The following is a 17,877-nucleotide window of genomic DNA, read 5'->3' on the forward strand; positions in this document are numbered from 1 at the left end:
GCTCGCTCTTCACGCTTCGGCCTCGCGCCCGCCCGCCGGTCAGAGGCCGGGGAGCTCCGGGACCGTGCACGGCGATCCGGCGCCGCACACGCGCCCTTGGCGGATCTTGAGCGCGTTGCCGGGTCCGGAGACCGCGCCCGACAGCAGTACGTCCAGGTCCTCGCCGCGCACGCCGCACCCTTCGAGCGGCGGGATGTCCAGCTCTCCTTGCAGCAGCCCGCCCTCGCTCACCGGATAGCTGCCGGTCAGTTCCGTCTCCACGGGGCGCGAGGTGCGGCATCGGGGTCCGACGTCCAGGGGCACGCCGTTGACCCGTACGTCGTAGAGGCGCAGGTGCTGGCGGTAGCCGACCCTGGTCATCGGCGGCCTGCCGGGGCGGATGACGTTGACGATGGTCGCCGGTTCGGGCTCGAAGCGGATCCTGGCGGTGGTCGGCTGGAACCCGAAGGTGAGGAACGTGCCCTCGGCGTCGGGGAGGCGCATGTCTCCGAGGTGGTCGTACTCCACGTATCCGGGCGCCCTGACCTCCCGCAGCCGCATGGCCAGGTGCATGAGCCCGACCCGGCTTCCGCGCGGGTCGTTGACGAGGGTGGAGCTCTTCAGTTTGCGCAGGGTGGCGAAGCCCACCGGCACCGCGCACGTCGAGGTCGGCTCCAGCTCGCTGACCTCGCCGCCCGCGGGCACGGGCGGCAGCCGCTCCGGGTCGAGCCTGCCCTGGGGCGGCTCCGCAGGGCACGCGTCCGTGGCGGCGGCGCGGGGCTGCGGGCCGGTGTCCACGCCCTTCGGCGTGCCGCTCGGGGCGCCGCTGTCCGGGGCGCCGCTTCCGGTGTTCGGTGCCGACGGCGTGCTCGATGCGGGGGCCGCGACGGGGACGGTCGCGAGCAGGGTGTCCGCGCCCCGGGCGGGGGCGCAGGCGAGCCGTGCCGGGGCGGACGTCGAGCCCGTGCCGCCGGTGGCCGGGGCCGTGGCGGCGTCGAGCGTGAGGGTCAACTCCCCGGCCCTGAAGGTGACATCGCCCCCGGAGCCGACCGTCACATACGGCACGTCGCCGCCGAAGCCGAGCTCGACGGAGCCCCGCGCGGGCAGCCGCACCTGTGCGGACGTCAGGTCGGCCCACTCGGCCCGGGCCCGCTCGCGCCCCTGCGCGACCGCCATGGCGACCGCGGCCGCCCCCGTCACCGACGTCGTGCCCTCCGGCAGCAGCTCCGCGAGGACCGGCCGCGGCAGGCTCGCCCGTACGCCCACCGCCAGAGGCCTGACCGGCTTCCCGGCCACGCCGCGCTCGGGAAACGTGGCGTCGAAGGCGACCTGGATCCGCCGGCTGCCCGACGGCAGTGCGCAGTCGTACGCGGCCGTGAGCCGGGCCTCCCGCTGGTCCCGTGCGGCGGAGCCCGAGCCCGGCAGCAGACCGAGCACGCAGGCCACGACGGCGACCGCCACCGCTCGGGTGGTACGCCCGCCGCTCAGGGCACCGGTCATCGCTGCTCTCCGATCAGAGGGCGGACCCCGCGGCAGGGGGGCCGCCGCGGGGTCCGGTCGGGAAGGTCCTCAAGTGGTCCTGAAGCCGTCGGGGCCACATGTGCGAAGGGGAGATCCGCACCTCGGAGGACCGGAACAGGCGTCGGGAAATACCTTCTGACAAGGCCCGATCTGCTTTCTGTTCAGCTTGCGATCCGGACCTTACGCACGGGTAACTGAGCCGCGCAACGGTCGAATTGCAAAAGCGCCCCGGCCCGCGGCCACCTGGCATTTCCTTGTCCCCAGGGCAGCAATTCCGGGGGCGGCTTCGTCCATAAGTGAGCACTCTGCCGCCAGACCCTTGACGGACCGCGCACGAGCAGGGCGCCCTGAACACGGCACCGAAGGGACGGAGTTGTCAGATGGGAGTGGCGAGCAGGGTGCACACCGACTGCCCATGGTCTAACGTGCCAGAGGTCCCGAAGCGCCAAGATCAATTATGACCTGCCGCCAGCCGGCGACCACCGAGGTCGCCCGGGACCGGTCGTGTTCCCCATCACCACCGGTCAGCGGTTTCGATCACGGGCGGAGTAAGGGGAGTTCCATGACAGCTTCACTGAAGGCGGTGGATGCGGGACACCCGGCGTCCGCTCTGCCGCGCGAGTTCGCCGCGGTCATGCGGCCCGAACTGCCCGGCCTGATCCAGGAAGTCATCGACGAGATCCGCCGCTCCTACCCCGAGTACGCCGAAGTCCTCGACGGCCCCTACTCCCGGGCCGTGCACCTCGTCGTCGAGCACAATCTGACGAGTTTCGTGGACCAGGTCGCCGCCCCGGACACCTCCACCGTCCAACGCGACAAGGTGTGCCGCATGTTCGGCCGCTTCGAGGCCTACGAGGGCCGGAGCCTGGACACCATGCAGGCGATCTTCCGGCTCGGCACCCGGCTCGCCCTCAACCGGGCCAAGCGGGTGCTCCGGCGGCTCAACCTGCCGGCCGGCCTGATGCTCTCCTTCGCCGACGCCCTGCTGCTCTACGTGGACAACCTGATCGAGGTCTCCCGCGAGGGCTACCTGGAAGCTCGGGCGGAGATGGAGCAGGGCCAGGACATCCAGCGCCAACGGCTCCTCAAACACCTGCTCTCGGACGTGGCCGCTCCCCGGGCGACCCTCGTCGAACTCGCCGAGCGCGCCAAGTGGAAGCTGCCCGACGAGGTCACGCCGATCGCGTTCAGCGCCGACGGCAAGCCCGAGCGGGGCGCGGTCTCCGAGGACGTCCTGGTCGACCTGAGCTCCCCGCTCCCGCACGCCCTGATCCCCGGCGCCGTCGACGAGTGCCGCCGCGCCTTCATGGACGCCGCTCCGCGCAGCATCCGCGCGGCCGTCGGCCTGACGGTGCCGCTCGCGGACGCGGCGGAGTCCCTGCAGTGGGCCCGAAGAGCCCTGAGCCTCGCCGAGGCCGGGATCCTCGACGACACCTCGTACGTCTACTGCGAGGACCATCTTGTGACCCTCACCCTCTTCGCCGACCCCGGCCTGATCACAGCGCTCGCCAAGCAGCAGCTCGCCCCTCTGGCGGGGCTCACCGCCAACCAGCGCGACCGGCTCATCCACACCCTGCGCGCCTGGCTCGACACCCGGGGAAACGTCCTACAGATGGCCGACGCGCTCCATCTCCACCCGCAGACGGTCCGCTACCGGCTGCGCAACCTGGAGAAGGTCTTCGGCGACCTGCTGGCCTCGCCGGACCGCCGCTTCGCCACGGAAATGGTGCTGCGCGCCCTGGAGTTACGCTCGCGCCGACCATGACGGGACGGTCCGGTCGGACTCGGGGACGTTGCCGATATCGGATACTCGCCGCCATCCGCGGACAACACGAAGGGGCGGGGAAACTTACGGTTCCGGAGAAACCAGTGGTGCTCTGGAGGCGTATATGGACAGCTATCGAGGTGTGCGGACGGCCCTGATCGTGGGCGCGGGTGTCGCTGGTCTGTCGGCGGCCACGGCCCTGGCCCGCGCGGGGTGGCGGGTGGAGATCGTCGAGATCAGCCCGTCAAGAACGACTTCCGGCTGGGGGTTGTGCCTGACCGGGCCGTCACTGCGCGCGCTGGCCGAGTTGGGGCTCGCGGAGACGTGTCTGGCCGAGGGCCACGGCATGAGCGAGGTCACGCTGGTGGATGTGCACGGCGAGATCACGGGCCGGGCCCGGTTGCCGCGTCTGCTCGGTGCGCGGCGCCCCGCGATGGCCGGCATCGCACGTCCCGTACTGCACCGCATCCTGTACGCGGAAGCCGAACGGTGCGGCGTGGTGGTGCGCCACGGAGTGACCGTCGTGGCGGTGGAGCAGGAGGCGGAGCTGGTCCGCGCGCGGCTGTCGGACGGGACCGAGCGTCGGACCGCGCTCGTCGTCGGGGCGGACGGAATTGGTTCCTCGGTACGGGAGTTGCTGGGCCTGCGGCCCTCGCTCGACTATCACGGGCAGATGGTGTGGCGGGCACTGGTGCGGCGTCCGGCGTGGGCCACCGGTATCCATCAGTTCGCCGGGGCGACCGACACGGCGGGCCTCGTCCCTCTGTCGGACAGCCAGGCATACGTGTTCTTGACGGAGAACGGGGTGGAGCAGGGCGTCCTCCCGTCCGTGGAACTCACCTCCCGCCTCCTGGAGTTGCTGGCCCCGTTCCCCGGCCGGGTGGCGGAGCTCGTGCCGCTGGTGGCCGAGGCCGCGTCGGTGGTACGCCGCCCGGTGCGGACGACCTTCCTCCATGGCGACTGGCACCGCGGCAGCACGGTGGTCATCGGCGACGCCGCCCACGCCCCCGCACCGCAGCTGGCCAGCGGCGCGGCCCTGGCCGTCGAGGACGGCCTCGTACTGGCCCAGGAGTTGGGGCGGCACGCGTCGGTCGGGGCGGGGCTGAAGGCGTTCGTGGGCCGACGCGCGCGTCGGTGCAGGACGCTCGTGGAGACCTCGGTCGCCGTCGCCCTCCTGGAGCAGGCCCAGCGCCACGACGAGGCGTACCCCCTGACCGACGCCTGCCACCGGCTGATGGCAGAGCCCGTGTAGCTTGAGCGCGCCCGCACCTCCGTGGTCCCGGACGCCGTGGCGGGCTCCCCGAAGGAGGCGAACCCGTTGCCGGGCCTCTTGCGCAACTTCCTGATCACGCGTTCCCGGAACCCCGTCGACCTCCTGAACGCCGCCACCCGCCTGTTCGGCGGTTCCGTCGCCACGTCACCGCTGGACGGCCTGGGCGGGGGACATCACGAACTGCGCGGGGTGGCCGCGCACGACTTCGCCATCGGTTACTTCGCCTCGCCGCTCGGCGTACGCGTCTCGTCGGCGGCGGGGCGCAGTTCCTACTTCGTCAACATGGGTGTGTCCGGTGCGATCGCCGCCTCCCGCGGCTGCCTGGGCGCCACCCTCGACGGCGCCACGGCCGGGGTGGTGAACCCCGGCGACACCCAGGAGCTGCGCCCCGTGGCGTCAACCCACGCTCGTTTCCTGGGGCTTCGGATCGATGCGGCTCTGGTCGACCAGGCGTACGCGGAGCTGACCGGGGGCCCGCCGGAGTCCGGTGTCCGCTTCGACTTCGCCCTGGATCTGGCCGGGCCGAAGGGCCGGGCCGTACGCCTCCTCGTGCGCTCCCTCCTTGAGCAACTGGACTCGGGAGACCCCCTGTTCCAGCGCGCCGAACTGCAGCGCGGCCAACTTCGCTGCATCGTCACCGCGCTGCTCCTGGCCCAGCCGCACTCCCACACCGACGCGCTGCGGGACGGGCCGCGACCGGGCCATCCGCGCTCCCTGCGGGCAGCTCTCGCCTTCGTCGAGGACCATCTCGCCGAGCGGATCGCCCTCGACGACATCGCCCGCGCCGCCGGCTGCGCCCCGCGGACCGTCAGCTCCGCGTTCCGTGACCGGCTCGGCCTGTCGCCCATGGCCTACGTACGCAACCTGCGTCTGGACCGGATCCGGCAGGACATCCTCACCACCACCGACGCCATCGGCGCCATCGCCTATCGGTGGGGCGTACCCCATCTGGGGCGCTTCGCCGCCGACTACCGCGGCCGCTTCGGCGAACTGCCCTCCGACACCGCGGCCCGCCGGTAGCGTCAGCTCTTGGGCATGAGGACGGTGTCGATGATGTAGACGTGGGCGTTGGCGGTCCGCACATTGCCGCACACCACGTCGGCGCTGTCGTTGACCTTGTACGACTCACCGGATCCGGACGTGGTGAGTTTCGTCTTCTCCAGCGTCTCGAAGGAGCCGTCCACCAGGTCCTCGGGGGCCAGCTTCTTGCCCACCACGTGGTAGGTGAGGATCTTGGTGAGCTGGTCCTTGTCGGCGAGGACCTTGTTCAGGTCGGCCTTGGGGATCTTGGCGAAGGCGTCGTTGGTCGGGGCGAAGACGGTGATGTCCTTGGCGTTGTTCAGCGTGTCGACGAGACCGGCCTTCTTCACGGCCGTGACGAGCGTGGACAGGGCCGGGTTGTTCGAGGCCGCGGTGGCGACCGGGTCCTCGGCCATCCCCTCGAAGCTGCCCTTGCCGTCCTTGGGAACGGTTGAACAGGCCGGGCCGAACGGCTCGTTCATGCTCCCCGTGTCCTTGGACGGGCCGGACTTGTCGGCTCCCTCCGTGGACGCCTTCGACGCGCTGTCGGACGCCTTGTCCTTGGAGTCACCGTCGGAACAGGCCGTCAGCCCCAGCGGCAGCAGGGCGGCCGCGGCGACGGCGACGGCTACACGGCGGATACGAGTCTGCATGGCAATCCCTCGACGATCGGTTTCCGTGAGGGCCCTCTGCCCTCATCACCCGGAATCCGGAACTGATCGCCCCGCGGATTGGTCCACCACCCGAAAGCGTGAGACGCCCTCACGGCACGGGGGTCGGCCGAAGGCGGAGGAGCAGCCGGCGGCAGAGGGATCAGTCGACGGTGACGGCCACGGAGTGCCGGCCGCTGGCGCCGTCGGGGACGGTCTGGGTGCGCTCGTCCGTCTGGGTCTCTCCGGTGCGGTCCGTGGCGCGGACGCTGACCGTGTGGCTGCCCTTGGTCGCCTGCCATGCGTACGACCAATGGCGCCAGGTGTCACGGGTGTCCTCGGCGGCGAGCTGGGCCTCCCGCCAAGGGCCGTCGTCCACCTGGACCTCGACTCTGTCGATGCCGCGGTGCTGCGCCCAGGCCACACCGGCGACCATGACCGTACCGGCCTTCGGGCGGCCGAAGGGCTTGAGGGTGTCGATGCGCGACTGGGTCTTGATCGGGGCGCGTTGGGCCCAGCCCCGCTTCACCCAGTAGGAGTCGTACGCGTCGAAGGTGGTGAGTTCGATGTCCTCGATCCATTTGCAGGCCGACACGTAGCCGTACAGGCCGGGCACCACCATGCGGACGGGGAAGCCATGTTCGAACGGCAGCGGCTGCCCGTTCATGCCGACGGCGAGCATCGCGTCACGGCCGTCCATGACGTCCTCCACCGGGGTGCCGATGGTCATTCCGTCCACGGAGCGGGCCACCAGCTGGTCCGCGGAGCCGCCCTTGGAGGGAGGCTTCACCCCGCACCGCTCCAGGAGGTCGGAGAGCCGGACGCCGATCCAGCGGGCGTTGCCGGCGTAGGGACCGCCGACCTCGTTGGACACACAGGTCAGAGTGATGTCCCGTTCGATCAGCGGCATGCCGAGCAAGTCGTCGAAGGAGAGCCCGACTTCACGCCCGACGCCCTGGCCGTGGATGCGCAGCCGCCACCGGGTGGCGTCGACCTTGGGTACGACCAGGGCGGTGTCGACGCGGTAGAAGTCGCCGTCGGGGGTGGTGAACGGGCTGATGCCGTTGATCCGCAGGGCGGCCCCGCGCGGCACGGGCGCGGCCTTCGATGAGGGGACGGGCAGCGTCACGGCGTTGCGCGAGGCCACCGCCTTCTGGCCCTGTGTGCCGTTCAGGACCCGCCCGGCCAGACCGGCGCCGGTCGAAGCGGCGGCCGCGGTGGTGGCCGCGAGGATGAATCCCCGCCGGTCCCAGCCGGGTTCGGCTGCCGTCGCACCCGCCGGTGCCCCGTCGTCCGCCGACGGCACGGAACCGTCCGCCGGTGCCGTCGGACCCGTCGTCCGGTCGAGACGGCCGATCAGCCAGTACAGCAGGGCGGCCCCCGCGACGGCGCCGAGGACGGAAGGCAGCGCGTCGGTGACTCCGGTCGAGTCGGGACGGCTGACGGCGGCCAGCGCTCCGACGACGCCGAAGGCGAGGAGACCGCTCGGACCGGCCGGTCGCCACCGGGTCGCGATCATGCCGAGGACCAGGGCGAGCACGCCCAGCACGGCGAGGATGCCCAGTTGCAGGACCAGCTTGTCGTTGGTCCCGAACTGGCGGATGGCCCAGTCCTTGACCGGCGCCGGTGTCCGGTCGATCGCCGCCCCGCCGACCGCGATGACGGACCCCGCCTCGGGCCGTACTCCGGCGGCGACCAGTTCGGCGACCGCGACCGCGGCGTATCCGGCGAGCACGCCGCTCAGGGCGCCCAGGGCCAGCCGCCCGATGCCACGGAGCGGCTGATGTGTCACGTTGTCCATGCTCGGGAATCCGTCCTTGCCCCGGGTCCGGATTGGTCGTTCACGCGTACGGCCCTCTCGTACCACCGTCCGGGGCACGCCTCTGACGGTCGCCCGACTTCGCGGCCGTGTCCAGGTGAAAGCCGCAGGACCGCGAATCCGCCCGACCAAGAAGATTGACATTACGGGCAATCCGCACCAAAGTCCGCTCCGGATCACCTGTGCGACGGGCGGACCAATCCGCCACCGCCGTCGGCTCCGAATCATGGGAGTAGCCAGCGCCGTACGCCTGTTCCGTGGAGGACCGCTGCGTGAAGGAAGTCGTGCACATCGGGTCCCGGACCACTCCGGGACCCGATCTCCAAGAGCTCGTCGCCCAGGTCGCCCAGGGGGACCAAGAGGCCTTCTCCGGCGTGTACGACGCCATGGCCGGACCCGTGCTCGGGGTCGTCCGTGCCGTGCTGCGCGACCACGCCCAGTCCGAGGAAGTGGCCCAGGAGGTCCTGCTGGAGGTCTGGCGCACGGCGCCCCGCTACCGGCCGGACCTGGGGACGGCGCGGAACTGGATCCTCACGCTCGCCCACCGCAGGGCGGTGGACCGGGTGCGCTCGGCCGAAGCGTCCGCGGCCCGCGACCACAAGGCCGCGCTCCTGGCGCGCGACCGCGACTTCGACGAGGTCAGCGAGCAGGTCGAGACCCGCCTCGAGCACGAGCAGGTACGCCGGTGCCTGCGTGCCCTCACCGAGGTCCAGCGGCAGTCCGTCACCCTGGCGTACTACCGTGGCCTGACCTACCGGCAGGTGGCCGAACTCCTCGCTCTCCCGCTGGGGACGGTCAAGACCCGCCTCAGGGACGGACTCATCCGCCTTCGCGACTGCCTGGGGATCAGCGCATGAGCATCATCGACGATCCGCACACGCTCACCGGCGCCTACGCGATGCACGCGCTGGACGACAAGGAACGCGCCACGGTGGAGGAACACCTCGCGGAGTGCGACGCCTGCGCACAGGAGGTGCGCGAGTTCACCGCGACCACCGCTCGCCTGGGGCAGGCCACCGCGGTCACCCCCCGCCAGAGCATGAAGGACGAGGTGCTGCGCCGCATCACCACCGTCCGGCAGGACGTCCCGCTCGCCAAGCCGGACCCCGTTCCGGGCGCCGTACGGCAGCGGGCCCACCGTTTCTCCCGCTGGGCGCTCGCGGCCTGCCTGGCTGTGGCGGCGGGCCTGGGCGGCACCACCGTCTGGCAGCATCAGCAGGCCGAGGACGCCCGCGAGCGGGCGCAGCGGACGCAGCGTGAGGCGGACGGCGTCGCGGCGGTGCTCGCGGCCCCGGACGCCAGGAGCCGCACCGGCAAACTCTCCGGCGGCGGCAGCGGAACCGTGGTCGTGTCCGCGAGCCGTGACCAGGCCGCGTTCCTGGCGACCGGACTGCCCACTCCCCCGCGGGGCAAGGTCTACCAACTGTGGTTCAACGACGACGGCACCATGCGGCCCGCCGGCCTCCTGGACCCCGGCAGGAAAACGGACTCCCTGCTGCTGGACGGGCAGGTCGGCCGGGCGGTCGGCATGGGCGTCACACTGGAACCCGCCGGCGGTTCCTCCCGGCCCACCGGCGCACCGGTGGCGCTGATGGCCTTCCCTGCTTGAGGGGCTTCCCCGCTTGAGGGGGTTCCCCGCTTGAGGGGGCGGGAGCGTTCCGGCGTCAGGTGCGCCGGCCGTGGAAGATGCCCCACTTCACGTGACCGTCCCGGCAGGCGGCGGTCATCTGGGGCAGGCTGGTTCGCAGGTGGTCGATGTACGCGGAGCTGACGCCGTCCACCAGGCCCGGGGACGGAGTGCGGACGGCCTCCGTCAGATGGCGGTAGTGCGTCTCGATGTGCTCGCTCAGGTCCTCGAATCCGACGTCGGTGAACCCGAGTGACCGCAGCTGCTCGACGTAGAACCCGGGCGTGGCGAAGTCGGTGAGGCTCAGGCGCTCCGCGACCGACCGCAGCGCGTCGGCGGGGGCACCTTCGGCGATCATGATGTCGGTGAACACCAGGTGGCCGCCGTGCTCGAGGACCCGCCGTGCCTCCCGGAGCACACCGGGCCGGTCGCCGCTGTGGCAGAGGGCCTCCTGGGACCAGACGACCTCGAACGACGCGTCGGGGGCGGGGATGTCCTGGAAGGAACCGGACACCACCTCGATCCGGTCGTCCAGGCCGCGCCGCGCGTTGAGCTCGCGGTGCCTGGCGTTCTGGACCTCGCTGATGTTCAGGGCCACGACGCGGCAGCCGAAATCACCGGCCAGCCTGCGGGCCGCGCCGCCGAAGCCGGATCCCAGATCCAGGAGCGACTGCCGGGGCCGAGCCCGTCGCCCACCGTCGCGGCCATCCGCGCGACGGTTCGCCCGGCGGCCGCGGCGATCCCCGCCTGCCCGTCCCCGTACACCTCGTCCGTGTACACCCCGACGTGGATGTCCTCGCCGCCCCACGTATGGGCGTAGAAGGCGTCGATGTCGTCGGTGTCGTAGTACGCGCGGGCCACATCGGTGGCTCGCGCCGCATCGTCCTCAGCCATGGGGGCATTCCTCGGCAGGGACGGCCCGGCACAAACCCAGCTTTCGGACACGCTCGCGCGGCCGCGTCAGGGAGTCCGGCAGTCCGGCAGTCCGGCAGTCCGGCAGTCCGGGAAAAGGGTTGGACGGTGCGCTGCCCGGACTTGTAGCTTGCGCTCGTCCGTGACACCGCCCGAGGAGGTGAGACCCATGAACGTATCGACGTGGGTGCTCCCCCTTTGCGTCACGGCCGGCGACTGACACCAGGTGTCGCCGGGAGCGCCTCGACCACAAGGCACTCCTGAAGGGCAACACCCATGGACTCTCCGCGATGCACCGCCGCGTCGTCGCCCGACGCACCCCGCGTGTTCGACGTGATCATTGCCGGGTGCGGGCCGACCGGCGCGATGCTGGCCGCCGAACTGCGGCTGCACGACGTACGGGTACTCGTCCTGGAGAAGGAAACCGACCCCGTCTCGTTCGTCCGCGTCGTCGGTCTGCACATCCGCAGCCTTGAGGTGATGGCGATGCGCGGACTGCTCGACCGCCTCCTCCCCCACGGCAGGCGGCGCCCGGCCGCCGGTTTCTTCGCCGCCATCGACAAACCGGCGCCCGAGGACCTGGATTCCGCGCACGCCTATCTGCTGGGCATCCCCCAGCCGGTCCTCGTCGCCCAGCTCGAGGAACACGCGGCCCACCTGGGTGCGCACATCCGGCGCGGTGCCGCGGTGGCCGGTCTCGAGCAGGACGGCGAGGGGGTGACGGTGGAGCTCGGCGACGGCGAGCGGCTGCGTGCGCGCTACCTCGTCGGCTGTGACGGCGGGCGCAGTACGGTGCGCAAACTGCTCGGTGTCGGCTTTCCCGGCGAGCCCTCGCGGACCGAGACGCTGATGGGCGAGATGAAGGTGGGCGTGCCGCGGGAGGAGGTCGCCGCCAAGGTGGCCGACATCGGCAGGACCAACAAGCGATTCTGGCTCAGGCCCTTCGGCGAAGAGGCCTACAGCGTCGTGGTGCCCGCCGCGGGGGTCAGCGACCGCGCGGAACCGCCCACCCTCGATGACTTCAAGCAGCAGCTGAGCGCCGTCGCCGGAACCGATTTCGGCGTGCACTCCCCGCGCTGGCTGTCCCGTTTCGGGGATGCCACCCGGCTGGCGGACCGGTATCGGGTCGGGCGGGTGCTGCTGGCAGGCGACGCGGCACACATCCACCCGCCCACCGGCGGACAGGGCCTGAACCTCGGCGTTCAGGACGCGTTCAACCTCGGCTGGAAACTGGCCGCGCAGATCCGCGGCTGGGCGCCGGACACACTCCTCGACACCTACGAGGCGGAACGTCGTCCGGTCGCCGAGGACGTCCTCGACAACACCCGCGCCCAGATGGAACTGCACTCCCCCGAACCGGGCCCGCGGGCCGTGCGCAGACTGCTCACGGAACTGATGGACCTGGACGAGGTGAACCGCCGCCTCATCGAGAAGATCACCGCGATCGGCATCCGCTACGACGTCGGCGAAGGCCCCGACCTGCTCGGCCGCCGTCTGCGCGACATCGACGTGAAACGGGGCCGCCTCTACGACCTGCTGCACGGCGGCCGGGGGTTGCTGCTCGACCGCACCGGACGCCTGACCGTCGGCGGCTGGTCGGACCGGGTCGACCACCTCGCGGATCGCACGGCGGCGCTGGACGTTCCGTGCGTCCTGCTGCGCCCGGACGGCCACGTCGCCTGGATCGGCGACGACCAGCGGGACCTCGACGTCCATCTCTCCCGTTGGTTCGGCGGGCCCGTCGGCTGACGCGGCGGCGGAGCACCGCGCCGTGTCCGTGCGCGGTCGGACCAGCGGGCGGCGTCTGGTGCGTGCGATCGCAAGGCGCCGGGAAGTCCTGGATGGGAGGTCCCCCGGGCCCTGAATGCCTGGGGGAAGAACTACCAGGGCCTTTCGGCAACGCGGCGAGCGTGCGTGCCGGACGCCGCCCGCCCGGCCGCGCGATGCCCGCGCCCGCTTCCCGCGCCGGACACGGGGGCGAAGCCCCGTCGGTCACCGGTTCAGGGCTCGCCATTCGGGAGCGAGAACCGCCCAGACCTGCTTGTCGTGGCGCGCGCCTCCGTACGGCCACGCCTCGCGCCGAACGCCCTCCAGCGTCATACCGAGCCGCTTGGCCACCGCCGAACTGCGTTCGTTGTCGGCCCGGCAGTGCCACTCGGCGCGGTGCAGCCCCCGGGACGTGAGCGCCCAGTCCAGCAGGACGCCACACGCCTGCGTGACCAGACCGTGGCCCTCGGCGGACGGCTCCAGCCAGCAGCCGACCTCACACATTCCGGCAGCCGCGTCGAAGTCGGTGAACATCACGCCACCGACGAGGACGCCGTCCCGCCACATCCCGTAAAGGCGGGCACCGTCGTCCGCCTGGCGCTCGGCATAGCGCTTGAGCGTGGCCCGCGCGCCCGCTACGTCGTCGGTGACGAACTTGGCGCCGACCCACGGGCGGATGTGCTCGCGGGCCCGGTCCAGGTGCTCGGCGAACTCCTCGGCATGCCAGACCTCCAGCGGAGCCAGGCGGACACCATCGCGCAGCGACAGCGAGAACATGAGGGCCTCCCTATTTACATAACACGCGTTACGGCAATGTACCGTGGCAGCATGCCACGCACCAAGGGAGATCACGAAGCCCGCCGACGCGACGTGTCCGAGGCGGTCTGGCAGGTCATGGCCACGCACGGCTTCGCGGGTCTGACGCTGCGCGCCGTCGCCGCCGAGCTCGGGGCGACCACCGGCCTGCTCACGCACTACTTCCCCACGAAGCGGGCCCTCGTGGAGTACGCCCTCGACCTGCTCGAACAGCGCACGCTCAACCGCCCACGGCGTGCGTCGGGCAAGGGCCTGGCTGCCCTCAGGGACGCGCTCCTCGACATCCTGCCGCTGACCCCCGAGGCAGTCGACAGCAACCGGATCTGGGTCTCCTCGTGGGACACCGCACTGTCCGACCCCGCCCTGAGCGCCGACTACGCCCGCAAGTACGCCCAGGGCCGCGACAGGGTGCGCGAGCGGGTGATCGCGGCCCAGGAGCTCGGTGAGCTGCCCCCCGGCGACCCCGCGGACGTCGCGGCCGGTGCGGAGTCCTTCACTCTCGGCCTGGTGGTCCAGGCCTTGTTCGACCCCTCGGCGTTCCCACCACAGCGACAGGTGAAGCTGCTTGACGACTACCTCGCCGCGCTGACGACGCGGACGTGACCACGCCGGTCGGCGCCACCGTCGGGCACGCGGCCGCGACGCCGACCGGGTGGCCGCGGGGCGGCGCGGCCGCCGTATCCCCCGCCCCGCTGTCCGCGGCCGCCAGACTGCGCGGGACCGGTCGCCCGCCGACTCCCGGAGCCCGCCCATGCCCCAGCCCACCGCAGACCCCTCCGAGCCGGACACCGTCCCTGCCCTCTGCGGCCACACGCACCTGTTCCCTGGCGCCCGGTGCCGCCTGCAGGGACTGTCCGACCCTCGCGCCTTCGCCCGCGCGCCCCGTTCGATCGGCGTGGACCTGCGCTTCTCCGACGCGGTGTCCGTCGATGCGGAGCTGCACACCGGTGACGAGGACGGCCCCGTGCTCACCGTCCCGGCCCACACCACCGCCGCCGGCACCCGCATCGAGGAACGCGCCTGGCTGGTACGGGAGTTCACGCCGGAAGGAGCCGAGGTCGAGCTGACGATCGGCAGCCGCGTCCCGTCCTGAGCGGCCGGAACGTCCTGACGCCCCGCGGCAGCCGTTCCCGCCGCGGGCGTCAGCCCTCGTCGCTCAGCGCCCCAGCGCCTTCTTCAGCTGCTGCTTGTTCATCGAGGAACGGCCCTCGACGTTCTTCTTCTTGGCCTCTTCGTAGAGCTGGTCCTTCGTGGGGCCCTGGGCGCCGCTGTGCGAGCGTTCCCCGCCGCGCTGCGAAGCCGACTTCGGGTCCTTCGTCGACGTCTTGCTCGCGGACTTCGACTCGCCGGAGCGGGCCCGCTCCTTGTTCACCGTGCGCGCCGCGATCTCCTTGGCGCGGCCCTTGGACGCCCCTCGGTCCTCGGCACTGTCCTTGATGTGTTCGTACTGGCGCTCACGCTTGTTGCTGGATCCGGCCGGCATGGTGACCTCGCTTCCTCATCGACGCCGCACACAGCACGGGATGGTGCGCGCGGCAGCCTCCTTTGTGGGCATAGCGCCCAGTTTCACACCAGTACCCTGACCCCGCCCGGCCAATCGGCCCGCCGTGCGCCACCGGACGTACACGGGAATTCAGGGCTGCTCCGCGGGGACGGTGAGGATCTGCGGCGCGAGAACTTTGATCATCGTGTTGGTCCAGCGCATCTGCCGCAGGCTCCGTGAGTGCCCCGCGGAGGCCACGCCCAGCAGCTGCGGGTCACGGACGGCTTGCGCGGCCTGGGCGAGCATCTCCCAGTACAGGGAGTTCTCGGACGCCCGCAGGTGGAGGTGGCGAAGGTCGTGCAGGAGCAGCGCGCCCGCGTCCCCGTCGGCGGGGTCGCCCGGTCCGGCCAGCGCGGGAAGGCAGGCGGTCGGGGTCGCGCCGGGGCCGGCGGCTCGCGCCGGGTCACCCTGCTGCCGCTCGATCTCGGCGGCGAGCCTCTGCTCGTTCTCCCCCGCCCAGCGGGCCAGGTCCCCGGCGACGTGGACCACCTCCGGCTCGTCGCGGTGGCGCTCGGCGACCAGGTGCAGCTCCGCCGCCAAGGTGTTCTCTCCCGCGCGCAGCGCCCACAGGGTCGTCACGATGCCGCTCATCCGTCGCCTCCCGTGGGGGCGGAGGCGCCCGTCGTGGGGGCGGGCGAAGGCGTTCCGCCACCGCGTTCGACGAGGCGCAGCGCCGCGACGGCCGTCTTGAACAGGGGCTGTTTGGAGACCGGGTCCCAGTCGGTGCTCGTCGCCTCGTTGGCCGCCCGCCCCGGTGTGCCGTCCTGCGGGGCGTGTCCGGACGCGGTGTCCCAGTAGCCGTAGTGGAACGGGATGAACAGCAGGCCCGCGCGGATCTCCGTCACCCGCAGCCGGCCGCGCACCGTGCCGCGCGGGGTGGAGACGTCGACCAGGTCGCCCTCCGCGAACCCGAGGGCGGCGGCGTCCTCGACGGCGATCTCGACCCACACGTCGGGAGCGGCCGCGTTCAGCCGCGGGACGCGTCCCGTCTTCGTACGGGTGTGGAAGTGGTAGATCGTCCGGCCCGTGGTCAGCCTGAACGGGTGGTCGCCGCTCGGTTCCTCGTGCGGCGGAAGGTACTCGGCCGTGCGGAACATGGCCTTGCCCTCCGGGTTGAACGACCGGTGGTCCGTCGCGGTGTACGCGGCTCCGGTCGCCAGGTCCTTCCCGTACGACTCGCAGCTGCCGGGCCCTGCCCACGTGACCCCGTCGGAGTAGAGCCGTGCGGTGCCGTCGGGAGCGTCCTCGGTGCACGGCCACTGGATGCCGCTCGCGCCGCGCAGCTTGTCGTAGCCGAGGCCGGTGTAGTCGCACGGGCGGCCGGCGCTGCATCGCTTCCACGCCTCGAACGCCGATTCCGGTCCGTCCCAGCCGACGAGCGGGGCGCCGTCCTTGTCGCGGAAGTCCATGGCCGCCGCGTAGGAGAGGAAGATGTCCAGGTCCGAGCGGGCCTGGCCCGGCGGTTCGACGGCCTTCTCGGAGAGGTGCACCGTGCGATCGGCGTTGGTGAAGGTGCCGGTCTTCTCGCCCCAGGTCGCCGCGGGCAGGACGACGTCCGCGAGCTGCGCGGTCTCCGTCAGGAACAGGTCCTGCGCCACCACGAACAGCCTCTCCTGCCGCAGGATCGAGCGGACGCGGGAGAGCTCGGGCAGCGACACGGCGGGGTTGGTGCCGCTGATCCACAGCATGCCCAGCGAGCCCTGCTCCGCGTACCGGAAGATCTGCAGGGCGTGGGTGGGCGGCGCGTAGTGCGCGATGGTGTCCGGCGTCACGTTCCAGATCCGCGCCAGGTCGGCCACGTGCTCGTCGTTCTGCCAGTTGCGGAAGCCCGGCAGGTCGCCGTCGGCGCCGCACTCGCGGGTGTTCTGTGCGGTCGGCTGCCCGTTCATCTGCAGGACCCCGGCGCCGGGCCGGCCGAGCATGCCGCGCAGCAGGTGGAGGTTGTTCACCTGCACGGCCGCGGCGGTCGCCTGGTGGGACTGGTAGACGCCCTGGAGGACCGTCGAGAGGAGCCGGTCCGTGCCGCCGATGAGCTCGGCGGCCGCCTCGATGCGGCTCGCGGGTACGTCGCAGATCCCGGCCGCCCACTCCGGTGTGCACCCCGCGACACCGTCGGCGAGGTCCTCGAAGCCCACGGTGTGCGCGTCGATGAACGCGCGGTCGATCCGGCCGGTGCGGATGATCTCGTGCAGGAGGGCGTTGAGCAGCGCCAGGTTCGTGCCGGTCCGCGGGGCCAGATGGACGGCGGCGCGGCGGGCCACCGGGGTGGGGCGCGGGTCCACGCAGACCAGGCGGGGCGGGTCGGCGCCCGCCAGCCGGTCGAGGACGCGCATCCACTGGACCGGCTGGGTCTCGGCGATGTTGTGGCCGTACAGCGCGATGACGTCCGCGTGGTCGATGTCGTCGTAGCTGCCGGGCTGGCCGTCGCTGCCGAACGACTCCTTCAGCGCCTCGCCCGCCGTCGCCGTGCACAGCCGGGTGTTGCCGTCGAGGTGGTTGGTGCCGATGCCCGCGCGGGCCAGCACCGCGAGCGTGTAGTACTCCTCCAGGAAGAGCTGCCCACTGGTGTAGAACCCGATGGAGCCGGGTCCGCGCCGCTCGAGGAGGTCCTTGGAGCGCGCGACGATCCGGTCCATCGCGGTCGGCCAGTCGGTCTCCACGAGTTCCGGGCCCTCGCGCACCATCGGGCGGGTGAGGCGGTCGGGCGAGGCGTTCGCCTGCCAGCCGAACAGGTCCTTGGGTCCGAGGCGCCCCCGGTTGACCCGGTCGCCCGCCCTGCCCCGTACGCCGACGATGGCGCCGTCCCGCACGGCGATGTCCATGGCGTCACCGTCGGAGTGCAGGAGCGAGGCACTGCGCACCCAGCGCTCGACGGCTGTTTCCGCGACGCCTTCGGCGAGTTGGGTGTCGACCCTGACGGGCCAGGTGCCGTGCCGGTCGTAGGGCGTACGGGTCCCCCACGGCCGGGCGATGCGGTCCTCGGAAGCTGCCACCGGTCACCTCTCTCGTGAGGGCGCCCGCGCGACGGCCCGCCGCGCCGGGCCCCACTCGTTTCACTGTGGCAGCCGTCCGGAGGATCCGCCGCTCGTGACGGGTGAGGGGTGCTCCGGGGCGTGGCAGCGTGAGCCGCCCGTCCGCGGGGGCGGACCGGGGCCGAGGCCTCCTCGGCGTGGGGCGCCGCCCGA

General features: G+C 72.0%; 17 protein-coding genes. 8 read left to right on the forward strand and 9 right to left on the reverse strand.

Going from position 1 to position 17,877, the window contains the following annotated elements; translation table 11 throughout:
* Positions 1 to 39: 39 nt before the first annotated feature.
* Positions 40 to 1,479 (reverse strand): DUF6801 domain-containing protein, encoded by a 1,440-nt coding sequence (locus ACZ69I_RS15725; RefSeq protein WP_470832653.1) that lies wholly within the window; start codon positions 1,477 to 1,479, stop codon positions 40 to 42.
* Positions 1,480 to 2,062: 583 nt separating this feature from the next.
* Between ACZ69I_RS15725 and ACZ69I_RS15730 the strand changes: the two genes are divergently transcribed.
* The 3 genes from ACZ69I_RS15730 to ACZ69I_RS15740 all read left to right on the forward strand — a co-directional run bounded on the left by ACZ69I_RS15730 (position 2,063) and on the right by ACZ69I_RS15740 (position 5,558).
* Complete coding sequence (locus ACZ69I_RS15730) at positions 2,063 to 3,265, forward strand: PucR family transcriptional regulator (RefSeq protein WP_470832655.1); 1,203 nt, start codon at positions 2,063 to 2,065, stop codon at positions 3,263 to 3,265.
* A 124-nt stretch (positions 3,266 to 3,389) separates the two neighbouring features.
* Positions 3,390 to 4,517, forward strand: a complete 1,128-nt coding sequence (locus ACZ69I_RS15735) for an FAD-dependent monooxygenase (protein ID WP_470832657.1) — start codon at positions 3,390 to 3,392, stop codon at positions 4,515 to 4,517.
* 66 nt (positions 4,518 to 4,583) lie between these two features.
* Entirely contained in the window at positions 4,584 to 5,558 is a 975-nt protein-coding gene (locus ACZ69I_RS15740) for a helix-turn-helix transcriptional regulator (protein WP_470832658.1), read from the forward strand.
* A 2-nt stretch (positions 5,559 to 5,560) separates the two neighbouring features.
* Here the strand turns inward: ACZ69I_RS15740 and ACZ69I_RS15745 are convergent, their stop codons facing one another.
* Positions 5,561 to 6,211 carry a fasciclin domain-containing protein gene (locus tag ACZ69I_RS15745; protein WP_467675127.1) on the reverse strand — a complete coding sequence of 217 codons (651 nt, stop codon included), beginning with the start codon at positions 6,209 to 6,211 and terminating at the stop codon, positions 5,561 to 5,563.
* A 160-nt stretch (positions 6,212 to 6,371) separates the two neighbouring features.
* A complete protein-coding gene (locus tag ACZ69I_RS15750; protein WP_470832660.1) occupies positions 6,372 to 8,009 on the reverse strand; it encodes a molybdopterin-dependent oxidoreductase in 1,638 nt (545 codons plus the stop codon).
* Positions 8,010 to 8,299: 290 nt separating this feature from the next.
* Between ACZ69I_RS15750 and ACZ69I_RS15755 the strand changes: the two genes are divergently transcribed.
* Together ACZ69I_RS15755 and ACZ69I_RS15760 are read left to right on the forward strand one after the other, a co-directional pair.
* The gene (locus ACZ69I_RS15755; protein WP_467675123.1) at positions 8,300 to 8,884 is read left to right on the forward strand and encodes a sigma-70 family RNA polymerase sigma factor; all 585 of its coding nucleotides are present in this window, start codon (positions 8,300 to 8,302) and stop codon (positions 8,882 to 8,884) included.
* Positions 8,881 to 9,636, forward strand: coding sequence for an anti-sigma factor (locus tag ACZ69I_RS15760; protein ID WP_470832661.1), 756 nt, complete (start codon positions 8,881 to 8,883; stop codon positions 9,634 to 9,636). The genes ACZ69I_RS15755 and ACZ69I_RS15760 overlap by 4 nt, the downstream gene beginning before the upstream one ends.
* Positions 9,637 to 9,691: 55 nt before the next feature.
* Here ACZ69I_RS15760 and ACZ69I_RS15765 read toward each other — a convergent pair whose 3' ends face one another.
* Both ACZ69I_RS15765 and ACZ69I_RS15770 read right to left on the reverse strand, forming a co-directional pair.
* Complete coding sequence (locus ACZ69I_RS15765) at positions 9,692 to 10,318, reverse strand: methyltransferase domain-containing protein (protein ID WP_470832821.1); 627 nt, start codon at positions 10,316 to 10,318, stop codon at positions 9,692 to 9,694.
* Positions 10,243 to 10,548 (reverse strand): hypothetical protein, encoded by a 306-nt coding sequence (locus tag ACZ69I_RS15770; protein ID WP_470832825.1) that lies wholly within the window; start codon positions 10,546 to 10,548, stop codon positions 10,243 to 10,245. The genes ACZ69I_RS15765 and ACZ69I_RS15770 overlap by 76 nt, the downstream gene beginning before the upstream one ends.
* 294 nt (positions 10,549 to 10,842) lie before the next feature.
* Here ACZ69I_RS15770 and rox point away from each other — a divergent pair, with 294 nt between their 5' ends.
* Positions 10,843 to 12,315, forward strand: a complete 1,473-nt coding sequence (gene rox, locus ACZ69I_RS15775) for a rifampin monooxygenase (protein ID WP_470832662.1) — start codon at positions 10,843 to 10,845, stop codon at positions 12,313 to 12,315.
* Positions 12,316 to 12,558: 243 nt separating this feature from the next.
* Here rox and ACZ69I_RS15780 read toward each other — a convergent pair whose 3' ends face one another.
* A complete protein-coding gene (locus tag ACZ69I_RS15780; RefSeq protein ID WP_467675115.1) occupies positions 12,559 to 13,110 on the reverse strand; it encodes a GNAT family N-acetyltransferase in 552 nt (183 codons plus the stop codon).
* Positions 13,111 to 13,161: 51 nt separating this feature from the next.
* On the opposite strand from ACZ69I_RS15780, the gene ACZ69I_RS15785 reads away from it, so the two are divergent.
* The gene (locus ACZ69I_RS15785; protein ID WP_470832663.1) at positions 13,162 to 13,752 is read left to right on the forward strand and encodes a TetR/AcrR family transcriptional regulator; all 591 of its coding nucleotides are present in this window, start codon (positions 13,162 to 13,164) and stop codon (positions 13,750 to 13,752) included.
* A gap of 148 nt (positions 13,753 to 13,900) precedes the next feature.
* Positions 13,901 to 14,242, forward strand: coding sequence for a hypothetical protein (locus ACZ69I_RS15790; RefSeq protein WP_470832664.1), 342 nt, complete (start codon positions 13,901 to 13,903; stop codon positions 14,240 to 14,242).
* A gap of 63 nt (positions 14,243 to 14,305) precedes the next feature.
* Here the strand turns inward: ACZ69I_RS15790 and ACZ69I_RS15795 are convergent, their stop codons facing one another.
* From ACZ69I_RS15795 to ACZ69I_RS15805, 3 genes are all read right to left on the reverse strand, one after another.
* Positions 14,306 to 14,632: a plasmid stabilization protein gene (locus tag ACZ69I_RS15795; protein WP_467675109.1), complete on the reverse strand. Its 327-nt coding sequence runs from the start codon at positions 14,630 to 14,632 to the stop codon at positions 14,306 to 14,308.
* Between the two features lie 150 nt (positions 14,633 to 14,782).
* Entirely contained in the window at positions 14,783 to 15,283 is a 501-nt protein-coding gene (locus ACZ69I_RS15800; RefSeq protein WP_470832665.1) for a hypothetical protein, read from the reverse strand.
* Positions 15,280 to 17,685, reverse strand: a complete 2,406-nt coding sequence (locus tag ACZ69I_RS15805; protein ID WP_470832666.1) for a molybdopterin oxidoreductase family protein — start codon at positions 17,683 to 17,685, stop codon at positions 15,280 to 15,282. The genes ACZ69I_RS15800 and ACZ69I_RS15805 overlap by 4 nt, the downstream gene beginning before the upstream one ends.
* Positions 17,686 to 17,877 lie beyond the last annotated feature (192 nt).

The sequence above is a fragment of the Streptomyces sp. NPDC036815 genome (genome assembly GCF_055609205.1).